This window comes from Fictibacillus sp. 7GRE50, from assembly GCF_015903875.1.
GTDB lineage: Bacteria > Bacillota > Bacilli > Bacillales > Fictibacillaceae > Fictibacillus > Fictibacillus phosphorivorans.
The window spans coordinates 1,197,078-1,222,724 of record NZ_JACZDW010000001.1; the positions used below are offsets into that span (position 1 = coordinate 1,197,078).

Annotated in this window: 24 protein-coding genes; 3 read left to right on the forward strand and 21 right to left on the reverse strand. The window is 43.9% G+C overall.

The features are described 5' to 3' along the window. Positions 1-106 precede the first annotated feature (106 nt). On the reverse strand, positions 107-751 hold the full coding sequence (locus IHV12_RS05860; RefSeq protein ID WP_197190183.1) for an MOSC domain-containing protein: 645 nt from the start codon (positions 749-751) through the stop codon (positions 107-109). 42 nt (positions 752-793) lie between these two features. Next, on the reverse strand, positions 794-1,120 hold the full coding sequence (locus IHV12_RS05865; RefSeq protein ID WP_144696872.1) for a hypothetical protein: 327 nt from the start codon (positions 1,118-1,120) through the stop codon (positions 794-796). Between the two features lie 154 nt (positions 1,121-1,274). Between IHV12_RS05865 and IHV12_RS05870 the strand changes: the two genes are divergently transcribed. Further along, positions 1,275-2,609 (forward strand): FAD-dependent oxidoreductase, encoded by a 1,335-nt coding sequence (locus tag IHV12_RS05870; protein WP_197190184.1) that lies wholly within the window; start codon positions 1,275-1,277, stop codon positions 2,607-2,609. A 45-nt stretch (positions 2,610-2,654) separates the two neighbouring features. Here the strand turns inward: IHV12_RS05870 and IHV12_RS05875 are convergent, their stop codons facing one another. The 6 genes from IHV12_RS05875 to IHV12_RS05900 all read right to left on the reverse strand — a co-directional run bounded on the left by IHV12_RS05875 (position 2,655) and on the right by IHV12_RS05900 (position 8,609). Next, on the reverse strand, positions 2,655-3,125 hold the full coding sequence (locus IHV12_RS05875) for a hypothetical protein (protein ID WP_197128281.1): 471 nt from the start codon (positions 3,123-3,125) through the stop codon (positions 2,655-2,657). A gap of 318 nt (positions 3,126-3,443) precedes the next feature. After that, the gene (locus IHV12_RS05880; protein ID WP_197128280.1) at positions 3,444-4,070 is read right to left on the reverse strand and encodes a thymidine kinase; all 627 of its coding nucleotides are present in this window, start codon (positions 4,068-4,070) and stop codon (positions 3,444-3,446) included. 212 nt (positions 4,071-4,282) lie between these two features. Further along, positions 4,283-4,528, reverse strand: a complete 246-nt coding sequence (locus IHV12_RS05885; protein WP_066399025.1) for a type B 50S ribosomal protein L31 — start codon at positions 4,526-4,528, stop codon at positions 4,283-4,285. A 104-nt stretch (positions 4,529-4,632) separates the two neighbouring features. Beyond that, on the reverse strand, positions 4,633-5,919 hold the full coding sequence (rho, locus tag IHV12_RS05890; RefSeq protein WP_197128279.1) for a transcription termination factor Rho: 1,287 nt from the start codon (positions 5,917-5,919) through the stop codon (positions 4,633-4,635). A 344-nt stretch (positions 5,920-6,263) separates the two neighbouring features. Continuing rightward, positions 6,264-7,232 carry a class II fructose-bisphosphatase gene (glpX, locus tag IHV12_RS05895; protein WP_066244703.1) on the reverse strand — a complete coding sequence of 323 codons (969 nt, stop codon included), beginning with the start codon at positions 7,230-7,232 and terminating at the stop codon, positions 6,264-6,266. Positions 7,233-7,316: 84 nt separating this feature from the next. After that, positions 7,317-8,609 carry a UDP-N-acetylglucosamine 1-carboxyvinyltransferase gene (locus IHV12_RS05900; RefSeq protein ID WP_197128278.1) on the reverse strand — a complete coding sequence of 431 codons (1,293 nt, stop codon included), beginning with the start codon at positions 8,607-8,609 and terminating at the stop codon, positions 7,317-7,319. A 161-nt stretch (positions 8,610-8,770) separates the two neighbouring features. Here IHV12_RS05900 and IHV12_RS05905 point away from each other — a divergent pair, with 161 nt between their 5' ends. Continuing rightward, positions 8,771-9,259, forward strand: coding sequence for a hypothetical protein (locus IHV12_RS05905; RefSeq protein WP_197190185.1), 489 nt, complete (start codon positions 8,771-8,773; stop codon positions 9,257-9,259). Here IHV12_RS05905 and fsa read toward each other — a convergent pair. The 3 genes from fsa to IHV12_RS05920 all read right to left on the reverse strand — a co-directional run bounded on the left by fsa (position 9,227) and on the right by IHV12_RS05920 (position 11,569). Then, positions 9,227-9,877 carry a fructose-6-phosphate aldolase gene (gene fsa, locus IHV12_RS05910; RefSeq protein ID WP_197128276.1) on the reverse strand — a complete coding sequence of 217 codons (651 nt, stop codon included), beginning with the start codon at positions 9,875-9,877 and terminating at the stop codon, positions 9,227-9,229. The two genes, IHV12_RS05905 and fsa, sit on opposite strands and share 33 nt — an antisense overlap. A 198-nt stretch (positions 9,878-10,075) precedes the next feature. Continuing rightward, a complete protein-coding gene (gene fba, locus IHV12_RS05915) occupies positions 10,076-10,939 on the reverse strand; it encodes a class II fructose-1,6-bisphosphate aldolase (RefSeq protein ID WP_066399034.1) in 864 nt (287 codons plus the stop codon). A 249-nt stretch (positions 10,940-11,188) separates the two neighbouring features. After that, entirely contained in the window at positions 11,189-11,569 is a 381-nt protein-coding gene (locus IHV12_RS05920) for a response regulator (protein ID WP_171005594.1), read from the reverse strand. Between the two features lie 167 nt (positions 11,570-11,736). Here IHV12_RS05920 and IHV12_RS05925 point away from each other — a divergent pair, with 167 nt between their 5' ends. Then, positions 11,737-12,276, forward strand: coding sequence for a DUF2529 family protein (locus IHV12_RS05925; RefSeq protein WP_197190186.1), 540 nt, complete (start codon positions 11,737-11,739; stop codon positions 12,274-12,276). 207 nt (positions 12,277-12,483) lie between these two features. Here IHV12_RS05925 and IHV12_RS05930 read toward each other — a convergent pair whose 3' ends face one another. The 10 genes from IHV12_RS05930 to IHV12_RS05975 form a co-directional block, all read right to left on the reverse strand. Then, positions 12,484-14,085, reverse strand: a complete 1,602-nt coding sequence (locus IHV12_RS05930; RefSeq protein WP_144696861.1) for a CTP synthase — start codon at positions 14,083-14,085, stop codon at positions 12,484-12,486. Between the two features lie 478 nt (positions 14,086-14,563). Continuing rightward, complete coding sequence (gene rpoE, locus IHV12_RS05935) at positions 14,564-15,082, reverse strand: DNA-directed RNA polymerase subunit delta (RefSeq protein ID WP_197129867.1); 519 nt, start codon at positions 15,080-15,082, stop codon at positions 14,564-14,566. Between the two features lie 56 nt (positions 15,083-15,138). Then, the gene (locus tag IHV12_RS05940; RefSeq protein WP_197190187.1) at positions 15,139-15,426 is read right to left on the reverse strand and encodes a hypothetical protein; all 288 of its coding nucleotides are present in this window, start codon (positions 15,424-15,426) and stop codon (positions 15,139-15,141) included. A gap of 400 nt (positions 15,427-15,826) precedes the next feature. Beyond that, positions 15,827-19,090, reverse strand: a complete 3,264-nt coding sequence (gene icmF, locus IHV12_RS05945; protein WP_197190377.1) for a fused isobutyryl-CoA mutase/GTPase IcmF — start codon at positions 19,088-19,090, stop codon at positions 15,827-15,829. A gap of 15 nt (positions 19,091-19,105) precedes the next feature. After that, a complete protein-coding gene (locus tag IHV12_RS05950; protein ID WP_197190188.1) occupies positions 19,106-19,729 on the reverse strand; it encodes a TetR/AcrR family transcriptional regulator in 624 nt (207 codons plus the stop codon). Between the two features lie 10 nt (positions 19,730-19,739). Then, on the reverse strand, positions 19,740-20,696 hold the full coding sequence (gene meaB / locus IHV12_RS05955; protein ID WP_197190189.1) for a methylmalonyl Co-A mutase-associated GTPase MeaB: 957 nt from the start codon (positions 20,694-20,696) through the stop codon (positions 19,740-19,742). Positions 20,697-21,015: 319 nt separating this feature from the next. Next, the gene (locus IHV12_RS05960) at positions 21,016-22,158 is read right to left on the reverse strand and encodes an acyl-CoA dehydrogenase (RefSeq protein WP_066399058.1); all 1,143 of its coding nucleotides are present in this window, start codon (positions 22,156-22,158) and stop codon (positions 21,016-21,018) included. Between the two features lie 15 nt (positions 22,159-22,173). After that, a complete protein-coding gene (locus IHV12_RS05965; protein WP_197190190.1) occupies positions 22,174-23,313 on the reverse strand; it encodes an acyl-CoA dehydrogenase in 1,140 nt (379 codons plus the stop codon). A gap of 161 nt (positions 23,314-23,474) precedes the next feature. Further along, positions 23,475-24,329 carry a 3-hydroxybutyryl-CoA dehydrogenase gene (locus IHV12_RS05970; protein WP_197190191.1) on the reverse strand — a complete coding sequence of 285 codons (855 nt, stop codon included), beginning with the start codon at positions 24,327-24,329 and terminating at the stop codon, positions 23,475-23,477. A gap of 15 nt (positions 24,330-24,344) precedes the next feature. Further along, on the reverse strand, positions 24,345-25,529 hold the full coding sequence (locus IHV12_RS05975; protein ID WP_197128269.1) for an acetyl-CoA C-acetyltransferase: 1,185 nt from the start codon (positions 25,527-25,529) through the stop codon (positions 24,345-24,347). Positions 25,530-25,647: the final 118 nt, after the last annotated feature.

The following is a 25,647-nucleotide window of genomic DNA, read 5'->3' on the forward strand; positions in this document are numbered from 1 at the left end:
TATAGACTATTACAGGTGTTACAGTCAAAAGCAAAAAGGAACGAAATCAATAAAAAAGGCCGCCCTTTCCTTAAAAAGAGAGCCTTTATGAAACTTGAGACGATATTTACATTTTTCGTTTTTGCAGCGACTCTCTCATCGATTCAGCCAATTCTTTCACTTCGATCAGTCTTTGAATTTTTTCAGCATCTTTTAAAAACCCATACTTGATCCTGTTCGATTCTGTTACAGAAATGTGTGCAGGGTGTTTTTCAATCAGCAACATCTCATCACCTTCTGCAACCAATCCTTCTTTTAAAACTCGAAGGTAATAACCGGTTCGCCCCGTATCAACAACCTTTTTGATCATATCTGGCCGACAAAGAATAGAAGCTAACGTCTGACATGGCTGACGAGGCTGTGTGATCTGCACGATCGCTTTACCCACAGAAAACACGTCACCAATACAAACATCATCCTCTAAAAGACCTTTAACAGTAAGGTTTTCTCCAAATGCTGGGACAGACAACGGTGCTTCTAAATTCAGCTCAGTGGTCCATTTTTCATAATGCTCAAACGGGTACACACATACTGCTTTATCTGCTCCACCATGGTGCTTCGTATCCCCTACTCCGTCACCTTCAAAATGAGTTTTATGTAAAAAAACAGGTTGCTGCTGCGGCTTTTTATTGTAGGCTGTAAAAAAAGTTTTAGTTTGTGTCTTAACTTCTTCTGGCAGCTTAATGTTTAACGAAGCTATATTGCCCATCATTCCCCTCACCTCACAAAAAGCATAGCACAGGACAAAAGGAAATTAATAGGAAAAGATATTGCGACGCAACTGCTCATAATCGATACGTTCTTGGTTCATTCGAATCGCTTTCGTCAGCTCCTCTATCACCACTTTTTCGTTCGTGATCACATTGAACACATAAGGGATGGTCGCAAAATGACCAAGAAAATGCGTACAACCAACATAACGCGGGTTGTCCGTTTGATTTTCATTCTTATATTTAATAATAAAATTGCCCATGCCTTCATAGACAGGATCCAATGGTTTTTGTTCAAGCTTTTTTATCAGTGTATGAATCGGCTGAACCGGTGCGTTCCAGTCCGTTCCGTTCGATTTGATCTCTAGCACAGTCCACCACCTCTTTCTACTATCATAGTTCGTTTTAACTCTGTACTTCTTGTTGGTCAAAGTGAAGAGAGTTGTGGCATCATACTTATAAACGTTACTTTTTTCGCAACAATGGGAATACTATATGGTTAGAGAGACGTAAGGAGCTGATCAGATGAAATATTGCATTATTGGTGGAGATGCGGCTGGTATGAGTGCCGCTATGCAGATTGTTCGAAATGAAAAAGATGCTAACATAACCGTTCTTGAAAAAGGCGGTATCTATTCTTATGGACAATGTGGACTTCCTTATGTAGTAGGCGGGCTCATCCCTTCTACTGATGAACTTATCGCTCGCAGTATTGAGACGTTCCGGGAAAAATACGGCATGGATGCTCGTACGTTTCACGAAGTAAAAGCTATAGATACCAACTCTAAAAAAGTGACTGGTATACATACGAAGACAGGGCAATCGTTTGAGGTGCCTTATGATAAGCTCTTAGTTGCGACAGGGGTTAGTCCGATCATACCGAAGCAATGGACAGGATTGCATCTACAGGGAATCTATCCGCTTAAGACGATTCCTGATGCCGAGAATCTCATGGCTGGGTTAAAAAATGTTCAACACGTAACCATCATCGGTGGAGGATACATCGGTCTTGAGATGGCCGAAAACGTACTAAGACTCGGTAAAAAGGTACGTATCATCCAGCGCAGCAATCAGCTTGGAAATATCTTTGATCCTGATTTTGCTCCATTCATCCATGAAGAAGCAGAGAAACATGGGATCGAACTTTGTTTAGAAGAAGAAGTGCTCGGTTTTAAAGGCGACGATCACGTTCAATTCGTAAAAACAGCTAAAAAAGATTATCCAACAGACCTTGTAATCGTGTCAGTCGGTGTGTCACCCAACACAGGCTTTTTAAAAGAAACGGACGTGGCACTCAATGAACAGGGAGTTGTCGTCGTAAATGAGTCGATGGAAACGAGTGTGGACGGTGTGTATGCCGCTGGTGATTGTGCGACTCACTATCACCGTGTAAAAAAACTAAATGATCATATTCCACTTGGAACAACAGCAAATAAGCAAGGGCGGATTGCCGGATTAAACATGGTGGGTGTAAAGAAACCGTTTAAAGGAATCGTCGGAACGTCCATCATCCAATTCATGGACCTAACACTAGGAAAAACTGGATTATCGAATAAAGAAGCAGAAAAACTGAACATTCCTTTTGCAGAGATCAAGATTACTTCGAAAAGTCATGCCGGTTATTATCCTAATCCAAAGAAGTTAGAAATAAAATTAACGTATCACAAAGAAACAGAGAAATTACTAGGTGCACAAATTGTCGGTGAAGAAGGCGTAGATAAACGGATCGACGTCCTCGCAACAGCACTTTATCATGAGATGGATGTAGAGGAATTGGCAGATTTGGATTTAGCATACGCTCCTCCTTATAATGGGTCATGGGATCCTATCCAGCAAGCATCTCGAAGACTTGGGAAATAAAATGGGAAATGGGGTCTGACCCCATTTCCCATTTTATTTCCCACATTAATGATCGATTTTTAATGAGAAATTGTATCGTGGAACTGCTCGTTCTACAGCGTTCATAATTTTACGATGCGTAGCTGCCCGTTCTTTCTTGGACATATCATGCGGCACATTCACATGAATGTGTGCATAATTTCCGTTTACTGTGACCATCTGCGGATTGATCCCAGATGAATCAATAACAGCCTGACGAATCATATCTTGATCATCGGAAAGATCAAATCGTGTGGTATTCATCGTCCGATAATCATTTGGATTCATATTGGTGTCATAGCTGTAGTTGTTTCGTGGTTCGTTTTTGGTTAGGTGGTAATTGATAATCCCATGACCAAACAGGTTATCCCGAATATCCCGTTTATCTTCATGAGCGGCAGGCTCAATTTTAGCCCCTTCTTCTTTATAAGACTGCATAGGTGAACATGCTGTTGTTACCAATAGTGCTAAAAGCGGCGCATAGATTGCCTTTTTCACTATAAACACCTCCCATATCGTTAGGATTTCCTGTTTAGGAGGTGATTATGTTAAGTTGGTAGACGTTTTTAGGCTGGATGATTGTCAAAGGTAGCGATGAATCTACAAGTTTGGAGCTTGAATCCACAAGTTTTGGCCTTCAATCCATAAATTTCTTCGTTCAATCCACAAGTTTTGGCCATTTATCCACGAGTCGACACACCACGACATGTTTCGACTCCACTCCAACTGAATGCTGCCTTCCGCAAGCACCACCAACGTCAAAAAAAGCCCGAGAGCACAAAGCTCCCGGACTATATCTAATCAGATCACACTATATTATTTCAACCGACCTTCTAAGCCCTCTGCGCTTGATAGGAGGTTTCTTTTTTTTCCTGGTACTTCATGACAATGGCGGCAGCGCGGCTCATAAGACTCCGATGCTCCCACTAAGATCACTGGATCATCGTAAGAAGCAGGTCTGTTATCGATCAAACGCTGTGTACGGCTCGCAGGTGATCCGCAAACCATGCAGATTGCTTGAAGCTTTGTCACATGTTCAGCAAGAGCCATCATCTTTGGAACGGGTCCAAACGGCTCGCCTTTAAAGTCCTGATCTAGTCCAGCAACGATAACGCGCATTCCTTGATCCGCTAATTCTTGAGCAACCGGAATGATATCTTCATCAAAGAATTGCACTTCGTCGATCGCTACGACTTCGGTTTCAGGCAATACGTTTTTTAAGATCTCAACAGAACGTCCAACTGGTTCAGCCATAACAGCGGTTCCGTTATGAGACACAACCGATTCCTCGCTGTAGCGGTTATCGATAAGCGGCTTAAACACCTGTACTTTTTGCTTTGCATACGTCGCTCTTCTTACGCGGCGAATAAGTTCTTCTGATTTTCCAGAGAACATGCTGCCGCAGATCAATTCGATCCAGCCATTTTGATTCATCACATACATGGCCTGCTCCCCCTTTCGCAACAATCTTTTCCTTAGTATGTACGAAATGTATGATGTTTTACCATACATAAACGTTCGTTACAGGAGTGCTTTACTCCTTTTAAGGCGTATAAAAAACCCGGTCCATCAAAACAGTTACCGAGTTCTTGTTTTCTATAAAATACAAAAGAAAAAAGGGCAAGAAAGACTCCTGCCCTTTTACTTGCAACAAATTACTTAAGGTTGTATTTCTTCTTAAAGCGGTCAACACGTCCACCAACATCAGAGAACTTCTGACGGCCAGTGTAGAACGGGTGAGTGTCAGAACTAACATCCACTTTAATTACTGGATATTCGTTACCGTCTTCCCACTTCATTGTCTCGCTTGAAGACAAAGTTGATCCTGAAAGGAAGCTAAATCCGCTTTGAGCGTCAACAAAGATAACCTTTTTATAATTCGGATGAATTCCTTGTTTCATTCTAATTCCACTCCTTCTGCCCTGTTTCCTATGCGGAGACAGAGTTATAAACACATAAAAATAGTATAACAGGGACAAAACCCATTTGCAACCATACTTTTTCGTTAGTTTGTTACGGGTTTAGCTCGCTTTGGCGCTCCCTTTTTTTCACTCTCAAAAAGCTCGAAAAACTCTTCGTTATTTTCCGTTTTACGCATGCGTTTCATGAACTTGTCTACGAAATCGAACGAGTCATCCATCGTTTTACGGATCGACCAAAGTGCCTCAAGATGATCCTTTGCGATAAGCATCTCTTCTTTTCTCGTTCCAGAACGGCGAATGTCGATCGCAGGGAAAATACGGCGCTCAGCCAGCTTACGGTCTAAGTGAAGCTCCATGTTTCCTGTTCCTTTGAACTCCTCGTAGATCACATCATCCATACGAGATCCCGTATCAACTAGAGCCGTTGCTAGGATCGTTAAGCTCCCACCTTCTTCGATGTTACGAGCAGCACCGAAGAAACGCTTCGGACGGTGGAACGCAGCAGGGTCGATACCACCAGATAGTGTACGGCCGCTTGGCGGAATAACAAGGTTGTATGCACGTGCCAGACGAGTGATGCTATCGAGCAGGATAACAACATCCTTTTTGTGCTCAACAAGTCTCATGGCACGCTCTAATACAAGCTCTGCCACTTTAATATGGTTTTCTGGCACTTCATCAAACGTTGAGCTTACAACGTCTCCTTTAACAGAACGCTCGATATCTGTTACTTCCTCAGGACGCTCATCGATAAGCAAGACGATCAGCTCCACTTGCGGGTTGTTCGTCGTCACACTATGTGCGATTTCCTTTAGCAAGCTTGTCTTACCCGCTTTTGGAGGAGCGACGATCAGACCACGCTGACCAAAACCAACAGGCGCCATCATGTCGATGATCCGCGTTGAAATGTTGTTCCCTGTTGTCTCCATAACCATTTTCTTTTCTGGATATAAAGCCGTCAGTGCAGGGAAATGCACACGCTCTTTTGCCGTTTCAGGGTCCTCACCATTAACCGCGTTAACTTGTAAAAGTCCATAATAGCGTTCGTTTTCCTTTGGAGGACGAACTTTCCCTGATACTTTATCTCCGTTTCTCAAATCGAATCGACGGATCTGGGAAGCCGAGATGTATATATCTTGAGAACTCGGTGAGTAGTTGATCGGACGCAAGAAGCCGAATCCTTCGTTCGGGATGATCTCCAAAACACCTTCCATGAATGAATAACCATCAAGTTCTGCTTGTGCTTTCAAAATTGAAAACATCAATTCACGCTTTGTTAATTTACCGTAATATTGAATATTATATTGTTTGGCAAGCTCATAAAGCTCTTTTAATTTCTTTGTCTCTAATGTTGCTAAATCTATCCCCATAGTGACACCACGCTTTTCTATTAATAACTAACTAAACATCTATTAAAAATTATGATGGGATTTTTTTGTTTGTTTTGTTGGTTTGGTTTTGGTTTTTTTAATGGAAGGAGTTCCTTTGAAAGTTAAGGGTATTAGTGGGTATGAAGAAAATGTATCGAACAAAATGAATCATACTTCTTATTTTAACCACATATTCGGTCTTTAATCAAGCAACAGAAACTCAGAAGTAAATCACTTCTAACGAGAATTTACAATACATCTCGAGCTTTTGCAACTGAATCTAAGATTAATTCATATAAATGTAACGGAAAGACCGGACGAAGTTGTCCGGCCTCACTCGTTATTTATGGTTTGATCACAAGATCTGGTTTCTTCTTCAAACTGTGTCTTCCATCAATAAATCGTACGGTTCCTGACTTTGCACGCATAACAACAGATTGCGTTGTACCTGTCGATCCGTCAAAACGTACTCCTTTTAAAAGCTCGCCGTCTGTAACACCTGTTGCAGCAAAGATCGCGTCGTCCCCTTTTACAAGGTCGTCCATGTACAATACACGATTAACGTCGTCAATGCCCATGCGTTTGCAGCGTTCTAATTCTTCGTCGTTTTGAGGAAGCAGCTTACCTTGTAGTTCTCCGCCAAGGCATTTTAATGCAACAGCTGCGATTACACCTTCAGGAGCTCCTCCTGAACCGAATAAAATATCAACACCGGTATCGTCAAACGCCGTATTGATCGCCGCTGCTACATCGCCATCTGAAATCAGCTTGATACGCGCACCAGCTTCACGAATATCTTGAATAATCTGCTCATGACGTGGTCGGTCTAGGATTACTGCTACCAAGTCCTCGATATTCTTGTTTTTCGCTTCTGCTACTGCTCGTAAGTTATCGATAACAGGTGCGTTAATGTCAATCTTGCCAACACTTTCGCGTCCAACTGCAATCTTGTCCATGTACATGTCTGGTGCATGAAGCAGGTTTCCGTGATCAGCAATCGCTAAAACAGCTAAAGCGTTCCACGTTCCAGATGCAACGATGTTCGTTCCTTCTAACGGATCTACTGCAACATCCACACGAGGACCATAGCCTGTCCCAAGTTTTTCTCCGATATAAAGCATAGGAGCTTCATCCATCTCGCCTTCACCAATCACAACTGTCCCTTTCATCGGAACCGTATCAAAAACGTTACGCATCGCAGTTGTTGCTGCATCGTCCGCTTCGTCTTTCTTTCCTCTTCCCATCCAACGTGCTGATGCAAGAGCTGCCGCCTCTGTTACACGAACAAGCTCCATCGATAAACTTCTTTCCATGTGTGTTTCCCTCCCCATACTTTAACCGCTTACATAATTATCCTGAAGAAAAATCACCAGGTGATGGTGATTTCTCGTTTTAACTTATGAATTCTTAAGCTCTTCCAACTCTTCAGCACCTAAGCTCTCACGCCATACCTTAGCTCCAAGTCCTTTTAACTTGTCTACTAAAGATTCATAGCCGCGATCGATATGCTCAAGACCAGAGATCTCTGTTACACCTTCAGCCATAAGACCCGCTACAACAAGAGCTGCTCCTGCTCGAAGGTCAGAAGCTTTCACTTTTGCCCCTTCAAGTTTGGCTGGCCCATTTATTATAGCAGAACGTCCTTCTACTTTCACATTCGCTCCCATACGGCGAAGTTCGTCGATATGTTTAAAACGCGCACTGTAGATGGTATCTGTTACAATGCTCGTTCCTTCTGAGCTTGTTAAAAGTGAAGTGAACGGTTGCTGAAGGTCCGTTGGAAACCCTGGATAGACGAGCGTTTTGATGTCAACGCTCTTGAGTGGATCTTTTCCACGATAAACGAGCACTTGATCATCTTTTGTTTCAATGTATACACCCATCTCTCTCAATTTAGCAATGAGAGATTCTAAGTGTAGAGGAATCACATTATCTAGCAATACTTGCTGACCCATAGATGCTGCTAGGATCATGTATGTTCCCGCTTCAATACGGTCAGGTATGATCGAGTGACGGCAGCCATGCATCTCATCGACACCATCGATACGAATAACATCCGTTCCTGCTCCTTTGATCTTGGCACCCATGCTTGTTAAAAGGGTAGCCACATCAATGATCTCAGGTTCTTTAGCCGCGTTTTCGATGATCGTTTGGCCTTTTGCTCTTACTGCTGCGAGCATGATATTGATGGTCGCACCAACACTAACAACGTCTAAGTAGATTTTTGCACCAACGAGCTCGTCCGCGCGAAGATAGATCGCTCCTTGCTCGTTCGTTACTTTTGCACCTAACGCTTCAAAGCCTTTGATGTGCTGATCGATCGGACGAGGTCCTAGGTTACAGCCTCCTGGCAATCCAATGACCGCTTTTTTGAAACGGCCAAGCATCGCTCCCATCAAATAGTACGAAGCACGAAGCTTTTTCACTTTTCCGCTCGGCAGCGGCATCGCAATCATTTTTTCAGGGTTAACCGTTAGAGTCTGATTCTCATCCAGGTAAGCTTCCCCTCCGATTTCCTCTAACAGATCACGTAGAATACGAACGTCTGATATGTTAGGCAAACCTTCAATGGTAACGGTAGATTCTGCTAATATTGTTGCGGGGATCAAAGCCACCGCACTGTTTTTTGCTCCGCTTATATGGACCGTTCCTTCTAGAGGATAGCCCCCTTCAATCATCAGTTTTTCCATGGTAAACTCCTTTCAGTAAGAGTCACAAAAGTTGTGATTGCATTACCTTTTTAGATAGTACTATTATTTACCAATATTTTCTTTTCATGTATGAAAATTTGAGTGTTTAAGGTAGCTTTATTTGAGAGTAGTCGATTTCCGCTCCAGGTTGCGCGCTTTCCATGGGGCGAACGGTGAGCCTCCTGCCGCTTTGCGCCATTAGGAGTCTCCACCAGTCCACTCGTCCCATAGGAGTCGGCAACCTTCCGCTACAATCAACTTGCAATGAAGATGAAAAAACAAATCTAAAAGGACGTACTTTTCTAAAAGAAAGTAACTTTCAAATTTTGTCTTCTATGATCGTTGATTGGAGTGAAAGATGCGAGACTCCTGCGGGACAGGCGGGCAGTCCGAAAAGTGGAAGTGGCTCGTTAAGACCCGACAAGCAAAAGGTGAATGGATTTGAAGGCGCACTTTGCCTTCTTAGCCATTTAACTTTTGACCTCGAGGGTCTAGCCACTGCAACTAGACAAGTGAGACACTTAAGAGTGAAACGTCCGAATGTGGCTCACGGCCTGCCCCACGGAAAGCGAGCATCTGTAACGGAAATCAACCACTTCCAAAAGCAGTGTTTACAATTACTTTCTATTCGCAGCGTCCCAGTCAGCTAGGAATTTTTCGATCCCTTGATCTGTTAGTGGATGCTTTACTAATCCTTTGATCACGTTTGGCGGAATTGTTGCGATGTGCGCGCCTCGTAATGCCGCTTCTGTTACGTGAACAGGGTGGCGGATCGATGCTGCGATGATCTCTGTTGGAATCTCATGGATCGCAAAAATTTGTGCCACTTGTGAAACAAGCTCCAAGCCATCTTGACCGATATCGTCTAAACGACCTAAGAATGGTGATACATACGTTGCACCTGCGCGAGCTGCAAGCAAGGCTTGGTTTGCATTAAAAATAAGCGTTACGTTTGTTTTGATGTTTTCATCAGAGAACGTTTTTACCGCTTTTAATCCATCCAGTGTCATTGGAACTTTTACCGTGATGTTTGGTGCGATTTTCGCTAGTTCGCGACCTTCTGAAACCATTTCTTCATAAGAAGTTCCGATCACCTCAGCACTAACAGAACCCGAGACTAGGCTCGTGATTTCCTTCAGTCTTTCATGAAAATCAACGCCTTTTTCTTTAGCGACTAAAGAAGGGTTCGTCGTTACTCCAGATAAAATGCCCAGGTCATAGGCTTCTTTAATATCATCAATGTTTGCAGTATCAATAAAGAATTTCAAAAATGATCACTCCTGTTTTTTTGAGTATGTCTATCTTTTATATTCTTTTATAACATGTTCGTCTTCATACACGAAGGATTACGCTTACAAAACTTCGTATCATACTTTTATTATCTATACGTGGATCGTGTTTTTGCACTCTTATAGTGTAAATGAAACCGCCTATGATGTATAGGCGGTTTCATGAGAAAGGTTATATTAAGCTTTGTTAGAAGAACCAAACTCACGCATTTTTCCAGCTACAGTAGCTTGGATTGCATCACGAGCTGCAGTTAAGTAGCTACGAGGATCATACTTGTCTGGGTTAGATCCGATGTATTCTTTAACTGCTTTGTGAGAAGCAATTTGGTTTTCTGTGTTTACGTTGATTTTAGCAGTTCCTAAAGAAATTGCTTTTTGGATATCTTTTGTTGGGATACCAGTACCACCATGAAGTACAAGAGGTACACCAGTTAGTTCCATTACTTCTTTCATGCGGTCAAATCCTAAGTTAGGCTCACCTTTGTAAGGTCCGTGAACAGATCCTAGTGCAGGCGCGAAGCAGTCAACACCAGTTTCACGAACAAGTTGATCACACTCAGATGGAATCGCGTAAGCTGCATCTGCATCTTCAACAACTAGATCATCTTCTTGTCCACCGATACGGCCAAGTTCTGCTTCAACAGAAACACCGTGGAAGTGAGCAAGCTCAACTACTTTTTTAGTAAGAGCGATATTCTCTTCTAATGGGTGGTGAGATCCGTCGATCATTACAGATGTGAAGCCTGCATGAATCGCTTCAGCACACTTTTGGTAGCTAGAACCGTGGTCAAGGTGGATCGCTACAGGTACAGTTACTTTGTACTCTTCGATAAGAGCTTTAACCATAGCTACTACAAGTTTGAATCCGCCCATATAACGAGCAGCACCTTCAGAAACACCAAGAATTACTGGAGATTTCTCTTCTTGAGCAGCTTTAAGGATCGCTTGAGTGAACTCAAGGTTGTTCAAGTTGAATTGACCAACTGCATAATTTTCCGCTTTTGCTTTTTCAAGCATTTCTTTCATTGAAACTAAAGGCATAGTAATGTCCTCCTTAGATATTGGCACGAGCAGACCAACTACATTTTTGTATAGTATATTTGCTGAAATGCGCATACACAGCAAAAAGAAGCCACTTTAGTTTACCTTTCATGGCGTCTTGCTAAACATTTCATTATGCTCATATTTCATTCTAGTATAGCATACCAATATCGCCTGAAAACCGCAACACATCAACGTTTTCGGGGTGTAACCGCTATCATTGCCGACACACCAGCATTTCTTAATCTTTTATGATGATGGCGTGTTTAATGGAAGTTCTTTCCTAACCGCTGCGCGAATCTCATCAATATCAAAAGGTTTTGCAAAATGAGTGATAGCTCCCAGCTTCATAGCCTCATGAATCATGTCCAGCTCACCATAAGCGGTCATGATAATCACTTGAATCGTTTCATCATGTTTTTTTACACGACGAAGGATCTCTAAGCCATCCATTCCAGGAATCTTCATATCTAAAATGACAAGATCAGGGCGGTCCTTCTCCACAATTGAAAGAGCTTGTACACCGTTCGCTGCCTGATACGTCTTATAACCTTCTTTTTGAAAGATTTCGTTCAAAAGAATTCTGATGCCATACTGATCGTCTACAATTAAAATTTTCCCGCTCATTATTGCTCACCTCATCTAGAGTTTCTTTACAAAACCATATTGTCCCTATACCATTCGAGACAGAGGATACCAATTCCTGCTGTTCCCGATGATTTGTATTGTTAAATTAAGTATACTAAATTAATAAACAAAAACACGATGATTTGAAAAAAAGTAAGGAGTTCTTTTTCATGTTAAAAATATTTTCAACACAAGTTGCAGGATTGCTAAAATCCATTTCAGATAAAGAAGAACAGTCGATCGAAGAAGCTTCACGTTTGTTGGCACAAAGCGTACTTTCTGAAGGAACAGTCTATTTTAAAGGCTTTGATGAGATGAAAGCCGTTGTGAGTGAAGCACTGTATGGAGAGAATAAATTTCGCGCCGGGGCTAATTTTTCAGATGTAGCGTTGTCTGATCTGCTCCCCGTCGATAGTGTAGTAGTGGCTTCGCGCTTTTTAGATGACAAAGAAGCAGTATCACTTTGTTCAGAATTACGTAAAAATGTTGATTGCAACGTCATTTTGATCGGCGGACGACGAAAAGATGCTGAAATGGATGTGAATGTGGAGGAATTAGCCGATATCGTGATCGATACAAAGGCCGTTCGCGGATTAGTACCCCTGGATGATGGCTCACGACTCGGTTTTCCATCTGGATTGACCGCTTTATTCGCGTATTACGCCTTATTTTTGACGACGGAAGAGATTTTAGAAGAATATGATGAATAACATGAAGCCTGGCTGTATGCCAGGCTTTTAAAATTATGTACTTCTAGTCGCCATAAAAACTCAATCACATAAAAAGCATAGTTAATCACATAAAAATCGGAATCCATCACATAAAAATTAGAGCTCATCACATAAAAATAGACAAACATCACATAAAACGCAAAAAAACGGCAGCTCCCACTCAGAAAGTGAAGCTGCCGGCCATAATTAGTTCTTCAATTGTGTTACTGCACCGATAAAGTCACGGAATAGTGCTTGCGGGCGTGTTGGTCGTGATGTGAATTCTGGGTGGAACTGTGACGCAACAAACCACGGATGATCTTCTAACTCGATGATCTCAACAAGACGTCCATCAGGAGATGTTCCTGAGAAGATGAATCCTGCTTTTTCCATCTGTTCACGGTATTCGTTGTTGAACTCATAACGGTGACGGTGTCTTTCGTAAACAACTTCATCGTTATAAGCTGCGAACGCTTTTGTATCTTCTTTAATCTTACACGGATACAGCCCAAGACGTAGTGTACCGCCTAGGTCCTCGATATCCTTTTGTTCAGGAAGTAGATCGATAACTGGGAACGGTGTGCCAGGCATAAGTTCTGCAGAGTGCGCACCATCAAGTCCTAAGACGTTACGAGCAAACTCTACGGAAGCAAGCTGCATACCAAGACAAATTCCTAAGAAAGGAACTTTGTTCTCACGCGCATATTGAGTAGCTAGAATCTTACCTTCTACCCCTCTATCACCGAATCCACCAGGAACTAAGATACCATCAGCATCTTGAAGAAGTTCGTGCACGTTTTCAGCTGTCACGTTCTCGGAGTTGATCCAATCGATCTCGATATCTGTATCAAATTGATAACCGGCATGACGAAGCGCTTCAACAACAGAAATATAAGCATCTTGTAACGCTACATATTTTCCGACTAACGCGATCTTCGCTTTTCCTTTTAAGTTAGTTACGCGGTTGATCAGTTCTTTCCACTCCGCCATATCCGGCTCGTGTGTTTCAAGCTTAAGGTGTTTACAAACGAGCTCGTCCATCTTCTGCTCTTGAAGATCGATCGGCACTTGGTAAAGCGTATCTGCATCTCTAGCTTCGATAACCGCTTTAGGATCGATGTCGCAGAATAGACCGATCTTGTCTTTCATCTCTTGAGGAACCGGCATCTCTGTACGAACCACGATGATGTTCGGCTGAATACCAAGGCTGCGAAGCTCTTTTACACTATGTTGTGTTGGCTTCGTCTTCAGCTCACCTGCTGCACGGATATAAGGAATCAGTGTACAGTGGATATACATTACATTTTCTGAGCCTACATCACTTTTGATCTGACGGATCGCTTCTAGGAACGGTAAGCTCTCGATATCCCCAACTGTTCCGCCGATCTCTGTGATCACGACATCTGCATTTGTTTCACGGCCAGCACGGAAAACACGTTCTTTGATCTCGTTCGTGATATGCGGAATAACTTGAACCGTTCCGCCAAGATACTCACCGCGACGCTCTTTTCTAAGAACGGTAGAATAGATTTTCCCAGTCGTTACTGAGCTGTATTTATTTAAGTTAATATCGATAAAACGCTCATAGTGACCTAAGTCTAAGTCCGTTTCCGCACCGTCATCCGTTACGAAAACTTCACCATGCTGATAAGGGCTCATCGTCCCTGGATCCACGTTGATGTAAGGATCGAATTTTTGCGTCGTCACTTTCACTCCGCGGTTTTTTAATAAACGGCCTAATGATGCTGCAGTGATTCCTTTTCCTAAAGAAGAAACAACACCGCCTGTAACAAAAATATATTTTGCCATGTTTTCAATCCCCCTAAATTTTCTAAAATAAGTATGTGCGTTTAACGCTTTTTCTACTATCGGGAGAGGCGGTGTACGTGAAGTGTACACAGACTCATCCGTAAAAAAATAAAAAGCAAAAGACACTTCCCCTATGGTTAGGGGGCACTTTTGCTTTTGATATCATATAAAATTAGTCTTTTAAATAAAAGATACAGGAATAGCCCAAAAAGAATATTACCCGAGTATAGAGCCCATGTCAAGATGATCTGTGAGAATCCATTTTTTAGTGTGACAAGCTTGTGAAATGGCGCTCAGCCTAGGCAATCGGCGAGTTTCGGCCTGCAATCCACGAGTTTAGGCTCTGAATCCAAAGTTTTTGCCGTTAATCCACGAGTTTCCGCCCTGAATCCAAAAGTTTTTGCCTGCAATCCACGAGTTGCATCTAAAAAACAAAAACCAGCGCCAAAAGGCACTGGTTCTAATGAGTCACAAAGACTTACAGATTTTCTTCCTCATCTGCATCTTCATCTTCGTCGTCTTCGTCGAAGTCTTCATCTTCTTCATCGAATTCTAATTCTTCTTCTTCATCGTCATCATCGTCATCGTCATCAGCAAGATCGTCGTCTTCATCAACGAACTCATCTTCTACTTCTAACTCATCGAAGTCTTCATCATCGAAGTCCTCTTCAAAGTCATAGTCATCTTCAGACGCTTTTTTACGTTTTGTTGGTTTGTTCGTTGCACCAAGTTCCTCTTCAGAGCTCTCAACTGGGTACCACGTTTTTAATCCCCATTTATTATCGCCTAATGAAACGAATCGGCCGTCAATATTCATATCTGTGTAAAAATACGCAATTCGGTTTTCAACTGCAGTTTTAGACAAACCTTTGATTTCAGCAATTTGTTTTACTAAATCATAGAATTGTACAGGTTGCTTAGCATTCTGCAAAATTTCAAATGCGATTTCGACCATTGACATTTCAACGACTTGTTCTTTCGTGTACGTGTTCAGCATAGCCACATCGGCACTTCCTTTCCTTCTCCACACTCATTTATATCAACACATTGTGCTCATTCTTTAGAAGAATCATACTCTTCATTATAAACAAATCCCATGGGTATATGCCAGTAGTAATCTATCTTTTTTCCATAAAAGGTTTTGTAAAAGGTGTAAGGTAGGGCTTCGGTGCTTTTGAAAGAGGTTGATTTCCGCTCCAGGTTGCTCGCTTTCCGCGGGGCAGGCGGTGAGCCACTGCCGCTTCGCGCCCTTAAGTGTCTCACCTGTTTAGTTGCAGTGGCCAGCCCCTCGAGGTCAAAAGTTAAATGGTCAAGAAGGCAAAGTGCGCCTTCCTGGCCCATTCACCTTTTGCTTGTCGGGGCCGAACGAGCCACTTCCACTTTTCGAACTGCCCACCTGTCCCGCAGGAGTCTCGCAACCTTCTGCTCCAATCAACTTGCAAATGGTGAGAATTGAAAAAGGAAATGTCACCAGCTTTAAAAACCTTTTCTAAAAGACTCTTTCTAAATACCAGTACTAAGAGAGACCTTTGAGAATACTTCCTCGAATAGTTAATTGGAGCGAAAGGACGAGACTCCTGCAGGATGAGTGGGACAGGTGAGACCATTCAATGACGTAATGCGGCGAATGGGCTTACCGCACACCCTGCGGAAAGCGAGTTCAAAGAGCGGAAATTAACTCTCTTAAAACTCTCGCAAAGAAAAGAGAACCGTTCACAAAACGGCTCTCTTCCCTCTTACACTACATGTTTCTTCTATACTTCCCACCTACTTCATAAAGGGCGCTCGTGATCTGACCGAGACTTGCAAATTTTACGGTATGCATGAGCTCATCGAAAATGTTTCCGCCGGATAAGGCAACATTTTTTAAACGTTTAAGAGCTTCACTCGCTTGGTCTTTGCTTGACTCTTGGAACGCATTCAGATTCTGAATCTGCTGTTCTTTTTCGTCCTTTGTCGCACGTGCAAGCTGCATATTGAACTCTTCTTCTGACGGTGTATTCGGATTGAGGTATGTGTTTACTCCGATGATCGGAAGCGATCCGTCATGCTTTTTCATTTCATAATACATCGATTCTTCTTGAATCTTTCCACGCTGATACTGCGTTTCCATCGCACCAAGCACACCGCCTCTTGTGTTCATGCGCTCGAACTCTTGCAGAACCATCTCTTCAACAAGATCTGTTAACTCTTCAATAATAAAGGAACCTTGAAGCGAGTTCTCATTACGAGCCAAACCAAGCTCTTTTGTAATGATCATCTGAATCGCCATCGCGCGGCGAACGGATTCTTCCGTTGGCGTTGTGATCGCTTCGTCATACGAGTTCGTGTGAAGCGAGTTGCAGTTATCATAAAGTGCCATCAACGCTTGAAGCGTCGTTCTGATATCGTTAAAATCAATCTCTTGTGCGTGAAGTGAACGTCCAGATGTTTGGATATGATACTTCAGCTTCTGGCTGCGCTCGTTCGCTTTGTATTTATCACGCATTACCGTAGCCCAGATTCGGCGAGCAACACGGCCGATTACGCTATATTCTGGATCAAGTCCGTTTGAGAAGAAGAACGATAGATTGGGCGCGAATGCGTTAATATCCATTCCACGGCTTAAATAATATTCAACGTACGTAAAGCCGTTCGCAAGTGTAAACGCGAGCTGAGTGATCGGGTTCGCACCAGCTTCTGCGATATGGTAGCCAGAGATCGAAACCGAATAATAATTACGCACTTGGTGGTCGATAAAGTATTGCTGAATATCTCCCATCATGCGAAGCGCGAATTCAGTAGAGAAGATACACGTGTTCTGACCTTGATCTTCTTTTAAGATGTCTGCTTGAACGGTTCCACGAACAGAAGCAAGAGTCTTCTCCTTAATCTCGCTGTACTCTGCTTCGTTCGGTTGTCTGCCGTTCGTATCCGCAAAGATCTTCACTTGCTGATCGATTGCCGTGTTCATGAACATGGCGAGAATGATCGGTGCCGGACCGTTGATCGTCATTGAAACAGATGTAGAAGGTGCGATCAGATCAAAGCCGTCATACAGCTTCTTCATGTCGTTGAGCGTACAGATGCTCACACCGCTCTCTCCGACTTTTCCGTAGATGTCCGGACGGTGATCCGGATCTTCTCCGTAAAGGGTTACTGAATCAAACGCTGTACTCAAGCGTTTTGCGTCGTCATCTTTTGATAGATAGTGGAATCGGCGGTTCGTACGTTCAGGCGTTCCTTCTCCAGCGAACTGACGCTTCGGATCTTCACCTTTACGTTTAAAAGGAAACACCCCAGCTGTATATGGGAAAGAACCTGGAACGTTTTCTTTCATGATCCACTTTACAATGTCTCCCCAGTCTTCAAACTTCGGAAGAGCCACTTTTGGAATATCAAGACCAGAAAGACTTTTCGTCGATAGCTCGGTCACGATTTCTTTATCACGAATCTTCGTTACGAATTCTTTTTTGCTATACATTTCTTTTAACGCTGGCCATTCTTTGAGCATTTTTGAAGTCGTTGGCAACAATTGCTCTTCAACTTTTTCCAGTGCTTTGTTTAACGACGTTTCTACTTCTTCACCTGCAGCGTCGTATTCTCTTACTGTTTCAAGCGTACCTTGAATCTGGAATGACTTGCGAGCTAGTTTCGCTTGCTCATTCACCGTTTCATGGTATTTACGAACCGTTTGTGCGATCTCATTTAAGTACTGAGCACGTTCACCTGGTATGATGACGTTCTTTTTCGCGGTCATCGCCTCTGCTGCAGGTTGAATGCCCCAATCCATACCTGACTTTTCTTCGATCACTTTCATCAAGTGATAAAAAAGGACGTTCGTGCCCGCATCGTTAAACTGACTCGCGATCGTTCCGTAAACCGGCATCTCATCAAGGTCTTTATCAAACCAGTTGCGAGAACGCTGATATTGCTTCTTTACATCACGAAGTGCATCTTCAGAGCCTTTGCGCTCGAACTTATTGATCGAAATAATATCTGCATAATCGATCATATCGATCTTCTCTAATTGTGATGGTGCACCAAACTCACTCGTCATCACGTATAGAGAAGCATCAGAGATTTCTGAAATCCCAGCGTCCCCTTGGCCGATTCCGCTCGTTTCAACAACGATTAGATCAAATCCAGCTGCTTTCGTTACTGCGATTGCGTCCTTAATCGCATCGGACAGCTCAGAACGTGAACCACGTGTAGCAAGTGAACGCATGTACACACGTGGATGATAGATCGCGTTCATTCGGATTCTGTCACCTAAAAGCGCTCCGCCTGTTTTTTGTTTGGTCGGATCGATTGAGATGATCGCGATCGTCTTGTCTTCACACTCGTTTAAGAAGCGTCGAACGAGCTCATCGGTTAATGAACTTTTCCCCGCTCCCCCTGTTCCTGTGATTCCAAGAACCGGCACTTGTTTTTGCAGACTTTTCAATTCGTTTAACGTCTGTTCAGCGGTTGCTGCGATCTCTTCTGGCGCTTGCTTCACATTTTCTGCTAACGTGATCAAACGCGAAACAGAGCGAACGTCTTTTTCTACTACTTTTTCGATCTCATCTGTTAAAGAGGTAACCGTCGGAAAATCACACTCTTCTACCATCTTATTAATCATGCCTTGAAGTCCTAGCAATCTTCCATCTTCAGGAGAAAAGATGCGTGTTACGCCATAAGCATGCAGCTCTTTGATCTCAGGTGGGATTATAACGCCCCCGCCGCCTCCAAAGACTTTGATATGTCCTGCACCGCGTTCTTTTAATAGGTCGATCATGTATTTAAAATACTCAACGTGTCCGCCTTGATAAGAAGAGATCGCGATTCCTTGAACATCCTCTTGAATGGCAGCACTCACCACTTCATCTACGGAACGGTTGTGTCCTAGGTGAATCACCTCACAGCCGTTCGACTGAATGATTCTTCTCATGATGTTAATCGACGCATCATGACCATCAAAAAGGCTGGAAGCGGTTACAAATCGAACCGGATTTTTCGGCCTGTAAATATCGGTCTGAGTCATTTCATTCATCCTTTCTTATGCTCCTTTTATGCCGTACAACAATTGCTGAATCTGTAATGCCGTGTATTCTTCTAACGTATACATCTTCTGCAGCGCCCAGCGTCTGAACGTCCACATCTGTCCAATGATCAAAATATTGTGAGCTGCTGCCTGTATTTCTTTTTCACTTAAATGAAGTTCACCTTGCTTTACCACTTTAAAAAGCAGTTCTTCAAAGATCGCCGTCATCTCCAGCTCTTTTTTGAGCACATACGGAAGAGCTTCATGAGAAAGTGACTTTGCTTCTTGATACATGACGAGCACCTCATCCTGCATGTCGTCCATCACTTTAAAATAAGCAGAGATTGCACGTTCAACACCTTGAATCCCGCTATCTTCCCCATTGATATCCTGCTGCAGCCTCAGCTTTACCCCGTCATAGATGCTGTCGCAGACGAGATAGAGAATATCTTCTTTTGACCGGATATACTCGTAGAGTGTGCCGATACTGAAGCCAGAAGCTTTGGCGATCTCCCGGGTTGTCGTGCGGTGGAACCCATTCTCTTTAAACAGAGAGACCGCCGCTTTCACCATCTCTTCCCGTCGTCTCTGAATCAGCTTTTCATCTTTTACGAGCGACGGCACTTCTTTCTTACCCAATTGGCCTCCCTCATTTCTGTTTCCCGTCAGCCGGCTGCAATCGTTTTATTAAAATCTTTTCTGCAGCTGTATAAGGGTCTGTCGTACCTGATTCTAAGTCGGCCAGCCAGGAGAACCCATTTTTCTGTTCTTGTTTCAACACTTGCTGATAGATTTCATGCTGAACCACTTCCATCACCTCACGCTTCAGGTTAGAAAGCTTTCTTTCCTTGCCTTCACCGCTCTTATCTAGATATTCACGGTGTGCTAGAAGAGAGTCCCATAATTCTTGCAATCCTTTATTTTCAGTAGAAACCGTCTGAACCACTGGCGGGCGGTACGGGCTGTCGTGTTTCACAAGATCAAGCATCGCTTCGATCTCTGCGAGAAGCTTCGGAACCCCTGGCATATCCGCTTTGTTCACAACGAACAGATCCGCGATCTCCATGATTCCCGCCTTAAACACTTGAACAACATCTCCGCTACCTGGGTTCAATACAACTGCAACCGAATCTGCTAGCTTCATAATATCGAGCTCAGACTGCCCTACTCCTACCGTCTCTATTAAAATCACATCAAAACCATAAGCATCCATCAGCCTTACCGTCTCTTTCGTCGACCGTGAAAGGCCGCCGAGACTGCCACGCGTCCCCATGCTTCGGATAAACACACCAGGGTCGGTAAAATGGTCAGCCATCCTTACGCGGTCTCCAAGAATAGAGCCGCCGCTGAACGGACTCGTCGGATCAACGGCAACAACTGCAACAGTCATCTTCTTTTTACGCAAAAAAGAGATGAGACGATTGACGAGCGAGCTTTTCCCGGCACCCGGTGAACCGGTGATGCCGATCCAATGAGCGCCTTTTTGCTGTGGGTAGATGCTCTTTAAAAGCTCCAGTTTGTCTTCACCGTTGTTCTCGGCAAGCGTGATCGCTTTTGCGAGAGCACGTTCCTCTCTTTGCTGGATGCGCTGTGCTAATAGATGCATGGTTTCCTCCTAAAGTAATTTTTAAAACCTTTTAATGGGGGAGTTGATTTCCGCTCCAGGATGCTCGCTTTCCGCGGGGCAGGCGGTGAGCCCCTTGCCGCTTCGCGCCCTTAAGGGTCTCACCTGACCGCCAGTCCCGCAGGAGTCTCGCACCTTGCGCTCCAATCAACTGCAAGGGTGTTATTAAAACCCTTTTTAGGGATACTCTTTTATGAACACATCACCTGCAATATTTCAGGGATAAGTAGCTCAGAGACCTCTTAAGACCACCTCTACCATAGAGAACGGACTAAAGAGCTATCCCCAAAAGTGCACGCTCTTAATCTTTTAAAAGCATCTTAGAAATAACGAGACGCTGAATTTCTTGTGTACCTTCGTAGATTTGCGTAATTTTTGCATCACGCATGTAACGTTCTACTGGATATTCTTTCGTGTAGCCGTATCCGCCGAACACTTGAACTGCGTCTGTCGTTACTTCCATGGCGATGTCTCCAGCAAATAGCTTCGACATTGCGGATTCTTTTCCGTATGGAAGACCTTCAGACTCTCTCCAAGCCGCTTGATACGTTAAAAGGCGAGCCGCTTCCACTTTTGTTGCCATATCTGCAAGCTTAAAACCGATTCCTTGGTTTACACCGATCGGCTTACCGAACTGCTTGCGGTCTTTTGCGTAATTTACGGAAGCATCTAGTGCACCTTGAGCGATTCCAACCGCTTGAGCTGCGATTCCGTTACGTCCGCCATCAAGTGTCATCATCGCAATCTTAAAGCCTTCTCCTTCTTTACCTAGAAGGTTTTCAGCTGGTACACGGCAATCTTCAAAAATGATCTCTAATGTTGGAGATGAACGGATGCCGAGTTTCTTTTCTTTTTTACCGAAAGAAAAGCCTGGTGTTCCTTTTTCTACGATGAACGCAGAAACTCCTCTTGATCCTGCTTCAATATCCGTACGCGCAAACACCACATAGATCTCAGCGTCTCCAGCATTCGTGATGAAGATCTTTGAGCCGTTAATGATATAGTCATCGCCGTCTTTTTTCGCTGTTGTTTTCATGTTTCCTGCATCTGATCCGGATCCTGGTTCTGTTAAGCCGTATGCTCCGATTTTCTTACCTTCTGCCATCGGACGTAGGAACTTTTGCTTTTGCTCTTCGTTACCAAACTTAAAGATCGGCCATCCTGCAAGAGATGTGTGAGCAGATAGCGTTACACCGACTGACGCGCAAACACGTGATAGTTCTTCAACTGCTATCACATAGCCTAAATAATCGCCGCCAATTCCGCCGTACTCTTCTGGCCAAGGAATTCCGCAAAGGCCAAGTTCACCCATCTGATCAAAAATTGCGCGGTCAAAACGCTCTTCTTCGTCACGTTCTGCAGCTGTAGGCTCTACTTCATTTTTGGCAAAATCACGCACCATCTTACGGATCATTTCATGTTCTTCAGATAACATAAATTGCATTTCTATCTCTCCCTCTTATCCTAGTAAATGTTTGCTTAATACCATGCGTTGAATCTCACTTGTTCCCTCATAGATCTGACACACCTTCGCGTCTCGGAACAGTCTTTCTACCGGATACTCTTTTGTATAGCCGTACCCTCCGTACACTTGCACCGCTTCGATCGCTGATTTCATTGCCGTTTCTGATGCAAAAAGCTTTGCCATCGACGCTTCTTTTCCGCATGATTGGTTGTTTGTCTTTAGATCAGCCGCACGATAGGTTAAAAGTTTTGCCGCTTCAACGGCAGTCGCCATGTCTGCAAGCTTAAATCCTAGACCTTGATTAGCACCGATCGGCTTTCCGAACTGCTTTCTTTCTTTTGCATAGTTCGTCGCAAATTCTAATGCCGCCTCAGCGATACCAAGTGATTGAGCAGCAATTCCGATCCTGCCCACATCGAGGTTGCTCATCGCGATCTTAAAGCCTTCCCCTTCATTACCTAGAAGATTTTCAGCAGGTACACGCGCATCTTCGAAAATGATTTCGCACGTGTTTGATCCGTTCAACCCCATTTTTTTCTCTTTCTTTCCTACTGAAAAACCTGGTGTATCTTTATCGACGATGAAGGCCGAAATCCCGTAGCTTCCTTTATCAGGTGCTGTTGAAGCAAAAACGATGTACACGTCCGCTTCTCCTGCGTTTGTGATAAAAATCTTAGAGCCGTTCAAGATGTAATGATCGCCGTTTTTAACGGCTCTCGTCTTTAAGCTTGCTGCATCAGAACCTGAACTCGGCTCTGTTAATCCGAACGCACCAAGGTACTCTCCACTTGCTAACTTAGGAATGTATTTTCTCTTTTGTTCTTCATTCCCGAAATAAAGGATTGGATTCGTTCCAACACTCGTATGGACGGATAAAATAACGCCGATCGTCGCGCTCACTTTAGAAAGCTCATTGATCGCGATGATGTAGGACGTAAAATCCATCCCTGCTCCGCCATACTCATCCGGAATCGGTATGCCCATCAGCCCGAGCTCTGCCATCTTCGTAATCAGATGACGCGGAAACTCTTCTGTTTCCTCCATATGCTCAATGGCCGGTGCTATCTCTTTCTGTGCAAAATCCCGTACCATCTTCTGCATCATTTTTTGTTCTTCAGTAAATAAGAGGTTCATGGTCTCTCCCCATTCCTATATTGAAATGCCGACTAGTAGTCTCTCTCCGTGAGTTATCTCTCTATTTGTTCTTTCTTTACTCGCTTTTTCTCTGTGGTTGCTATTTTTGTTTGCTGTCTCTTCCACAAAGACAAAAATGGAATTTTTGTCTTTGTGTGGGGTCAGACCCCGTAGTTGTAGAATCCTCTGCCTGACTTCTTGCCGAGCCAGCCTGCTTTTACGTACTTTCTTAGCAGCGGACACGGACGGTACTTGTCATCACCGAAGCCTTCATGAAGTGTCTCCATGATGTAGAGGCACGTGTCGAGCCCGATGAAGTCTGCTAGTGTTAACGGACCCATCGGATGGTTCATTCCGAGTTTCATAATCTCATCGACCGCCTCAGGTGTAGCCACTCCTTCATACACCGAGAAGATTGCTTCGTTGATCATCGGCATAAGGATACGGTTGGAGATGAAACCAGGGAAATCGTTCACTTCCACTGGTACTTTTTGCAGCTTCTTAGATACCGATTCGATCGTCGCGTATACGTCATCCGCTGTTTGAAGTCCACGGATGATCTCTACGAGTTTCATAACAGGAACCGGGTTCATGAAGTGCATGCCGATAACTTTTTCAGGTCGGTCCGTTGCAGCCGCGATCTCTGTGATTGGAAGGGAAGATGTGTTTGACGCTAAGATTGTGTGAGCTGGCGCGTATTGGTCGAGCATCTTGAAGAGTTGTGTTTTCACGTCCATATTTTCCACGACTGCTTCAATCACAAGATCTGCGTTTGACGCGTTCTCTAGAGAAACAGAAGCTGTGATGCGGGACAGAATGGATTCTTTCTCACTTTCATCCAGACGTCCTTTTTCCACTGAGCGGTTTAAGTTTTTAGAGATGATTCCGATTCCTTTTTGTACGAACTCTTCTTGCATGTCATGCAGAACAACGGAATAGCCCGCTTGTGCACAAACTTGCGCGATTCCTGAACCCATCTGTCCTGCACCGATCACAATAATGTTTTGAATGCTCATGAATATTGCTCCTCCTTATTTCTTCACTTCTACTAAGATCGCGTCACCTTGCCCGCCGCCTGAACAGATCGAAGCGATGCCAAGTCCGCCGCCACGTCTTTTCAACTCGTGGATCAACGTTAGTACGATGCGCGTGCCGCTCGCCCCAATCGGGTGACCCAACGCGACTGCTCCACCATTCACGTTCACTTTTTCAAGATCTAATCCAGCAAGCTCAGAGCTCGCTAACGCAACAGCTGCGAATGCTTCGTTTATTTCAAAAAGGTCAATTTCTTCTAATGATTTTCCTGTTTTTATCAAGAGCTCATTGATGACGAGACCTGGCGTTTTCGGAAAGTCTTTCGCTTCCACAGCAAGTGCCGTGTGACCAAGGATCGTCGCCATCACTTCTTTGCCTTCTTTTTCAGCGCGCTCATCGCTCATCACGACTACAGCCGCTGCCCCATCGTTCACGCCAGGTGCGTTTCCTGCTGTAATCGTTCCATCTTGTGAAAAAACAGGTCTTAATTTTGCAAGAGATTCGATAGACGTATCTTTACGCGGTGATTCATCTTGGGACACGACAACCGGCTCGCCTTTTCGTTGAGGCACTTCCACAGGTACGATCTCTTCTGCAAAAATTCCCTTTTCAATCGATTCAATAGCACGGCTATGACTGCGGTACGCCCACTCGTCTTGACGTTCACGTGAGATCTCCATCTCTTTCGCTACGTCATTTCCGTAGATTCCCATGTGAACACCTGTAAACGTACACGTTAGTCCATCGTGGACCATGAGATCTTTCACTGAGCTATCTCCCATACGAAGCCCCCAGCGCGCTTTCGGTAAAATGTATGGTGCGTTGCTCATCGATTCCATTCCACCTGCTACGATGACTTCTTCATCACCCGCGCGAATGATCTGATCTGCCATCGTGATCGCACGAAGGCCTGACGCACATACTTTGTTGATCGTTTCTGTTTTCGTCTTCCAAGGTAATCCTGCTTTTTCAGCCGCTTGACGAGAAGGAATCTGTCCTTGCCCACCTTGAAGAACACAGCCTAAAATGACTTCATCCACCGATTCTGGAGCAACACTTGCTCGTTGAAGCGCTTCTTTAATCGCGATTCCGCCTAGGTCTGACGCTGTAAGAGAACTTAATCCGCCACCAAATTTCCCTACAGGTGTCCGTACACCACTAACGATTACTGATTTTGTCATAAGAAAAACCTCCCGATTCGTATAGTAGAGCTGCGAAAATTATGTTAACGCTTACAAATTTGTTTAAAGACGAGCCGAGCGAACGCTCAGTCGACCAACTTCCAAGCATGAAGCTGCC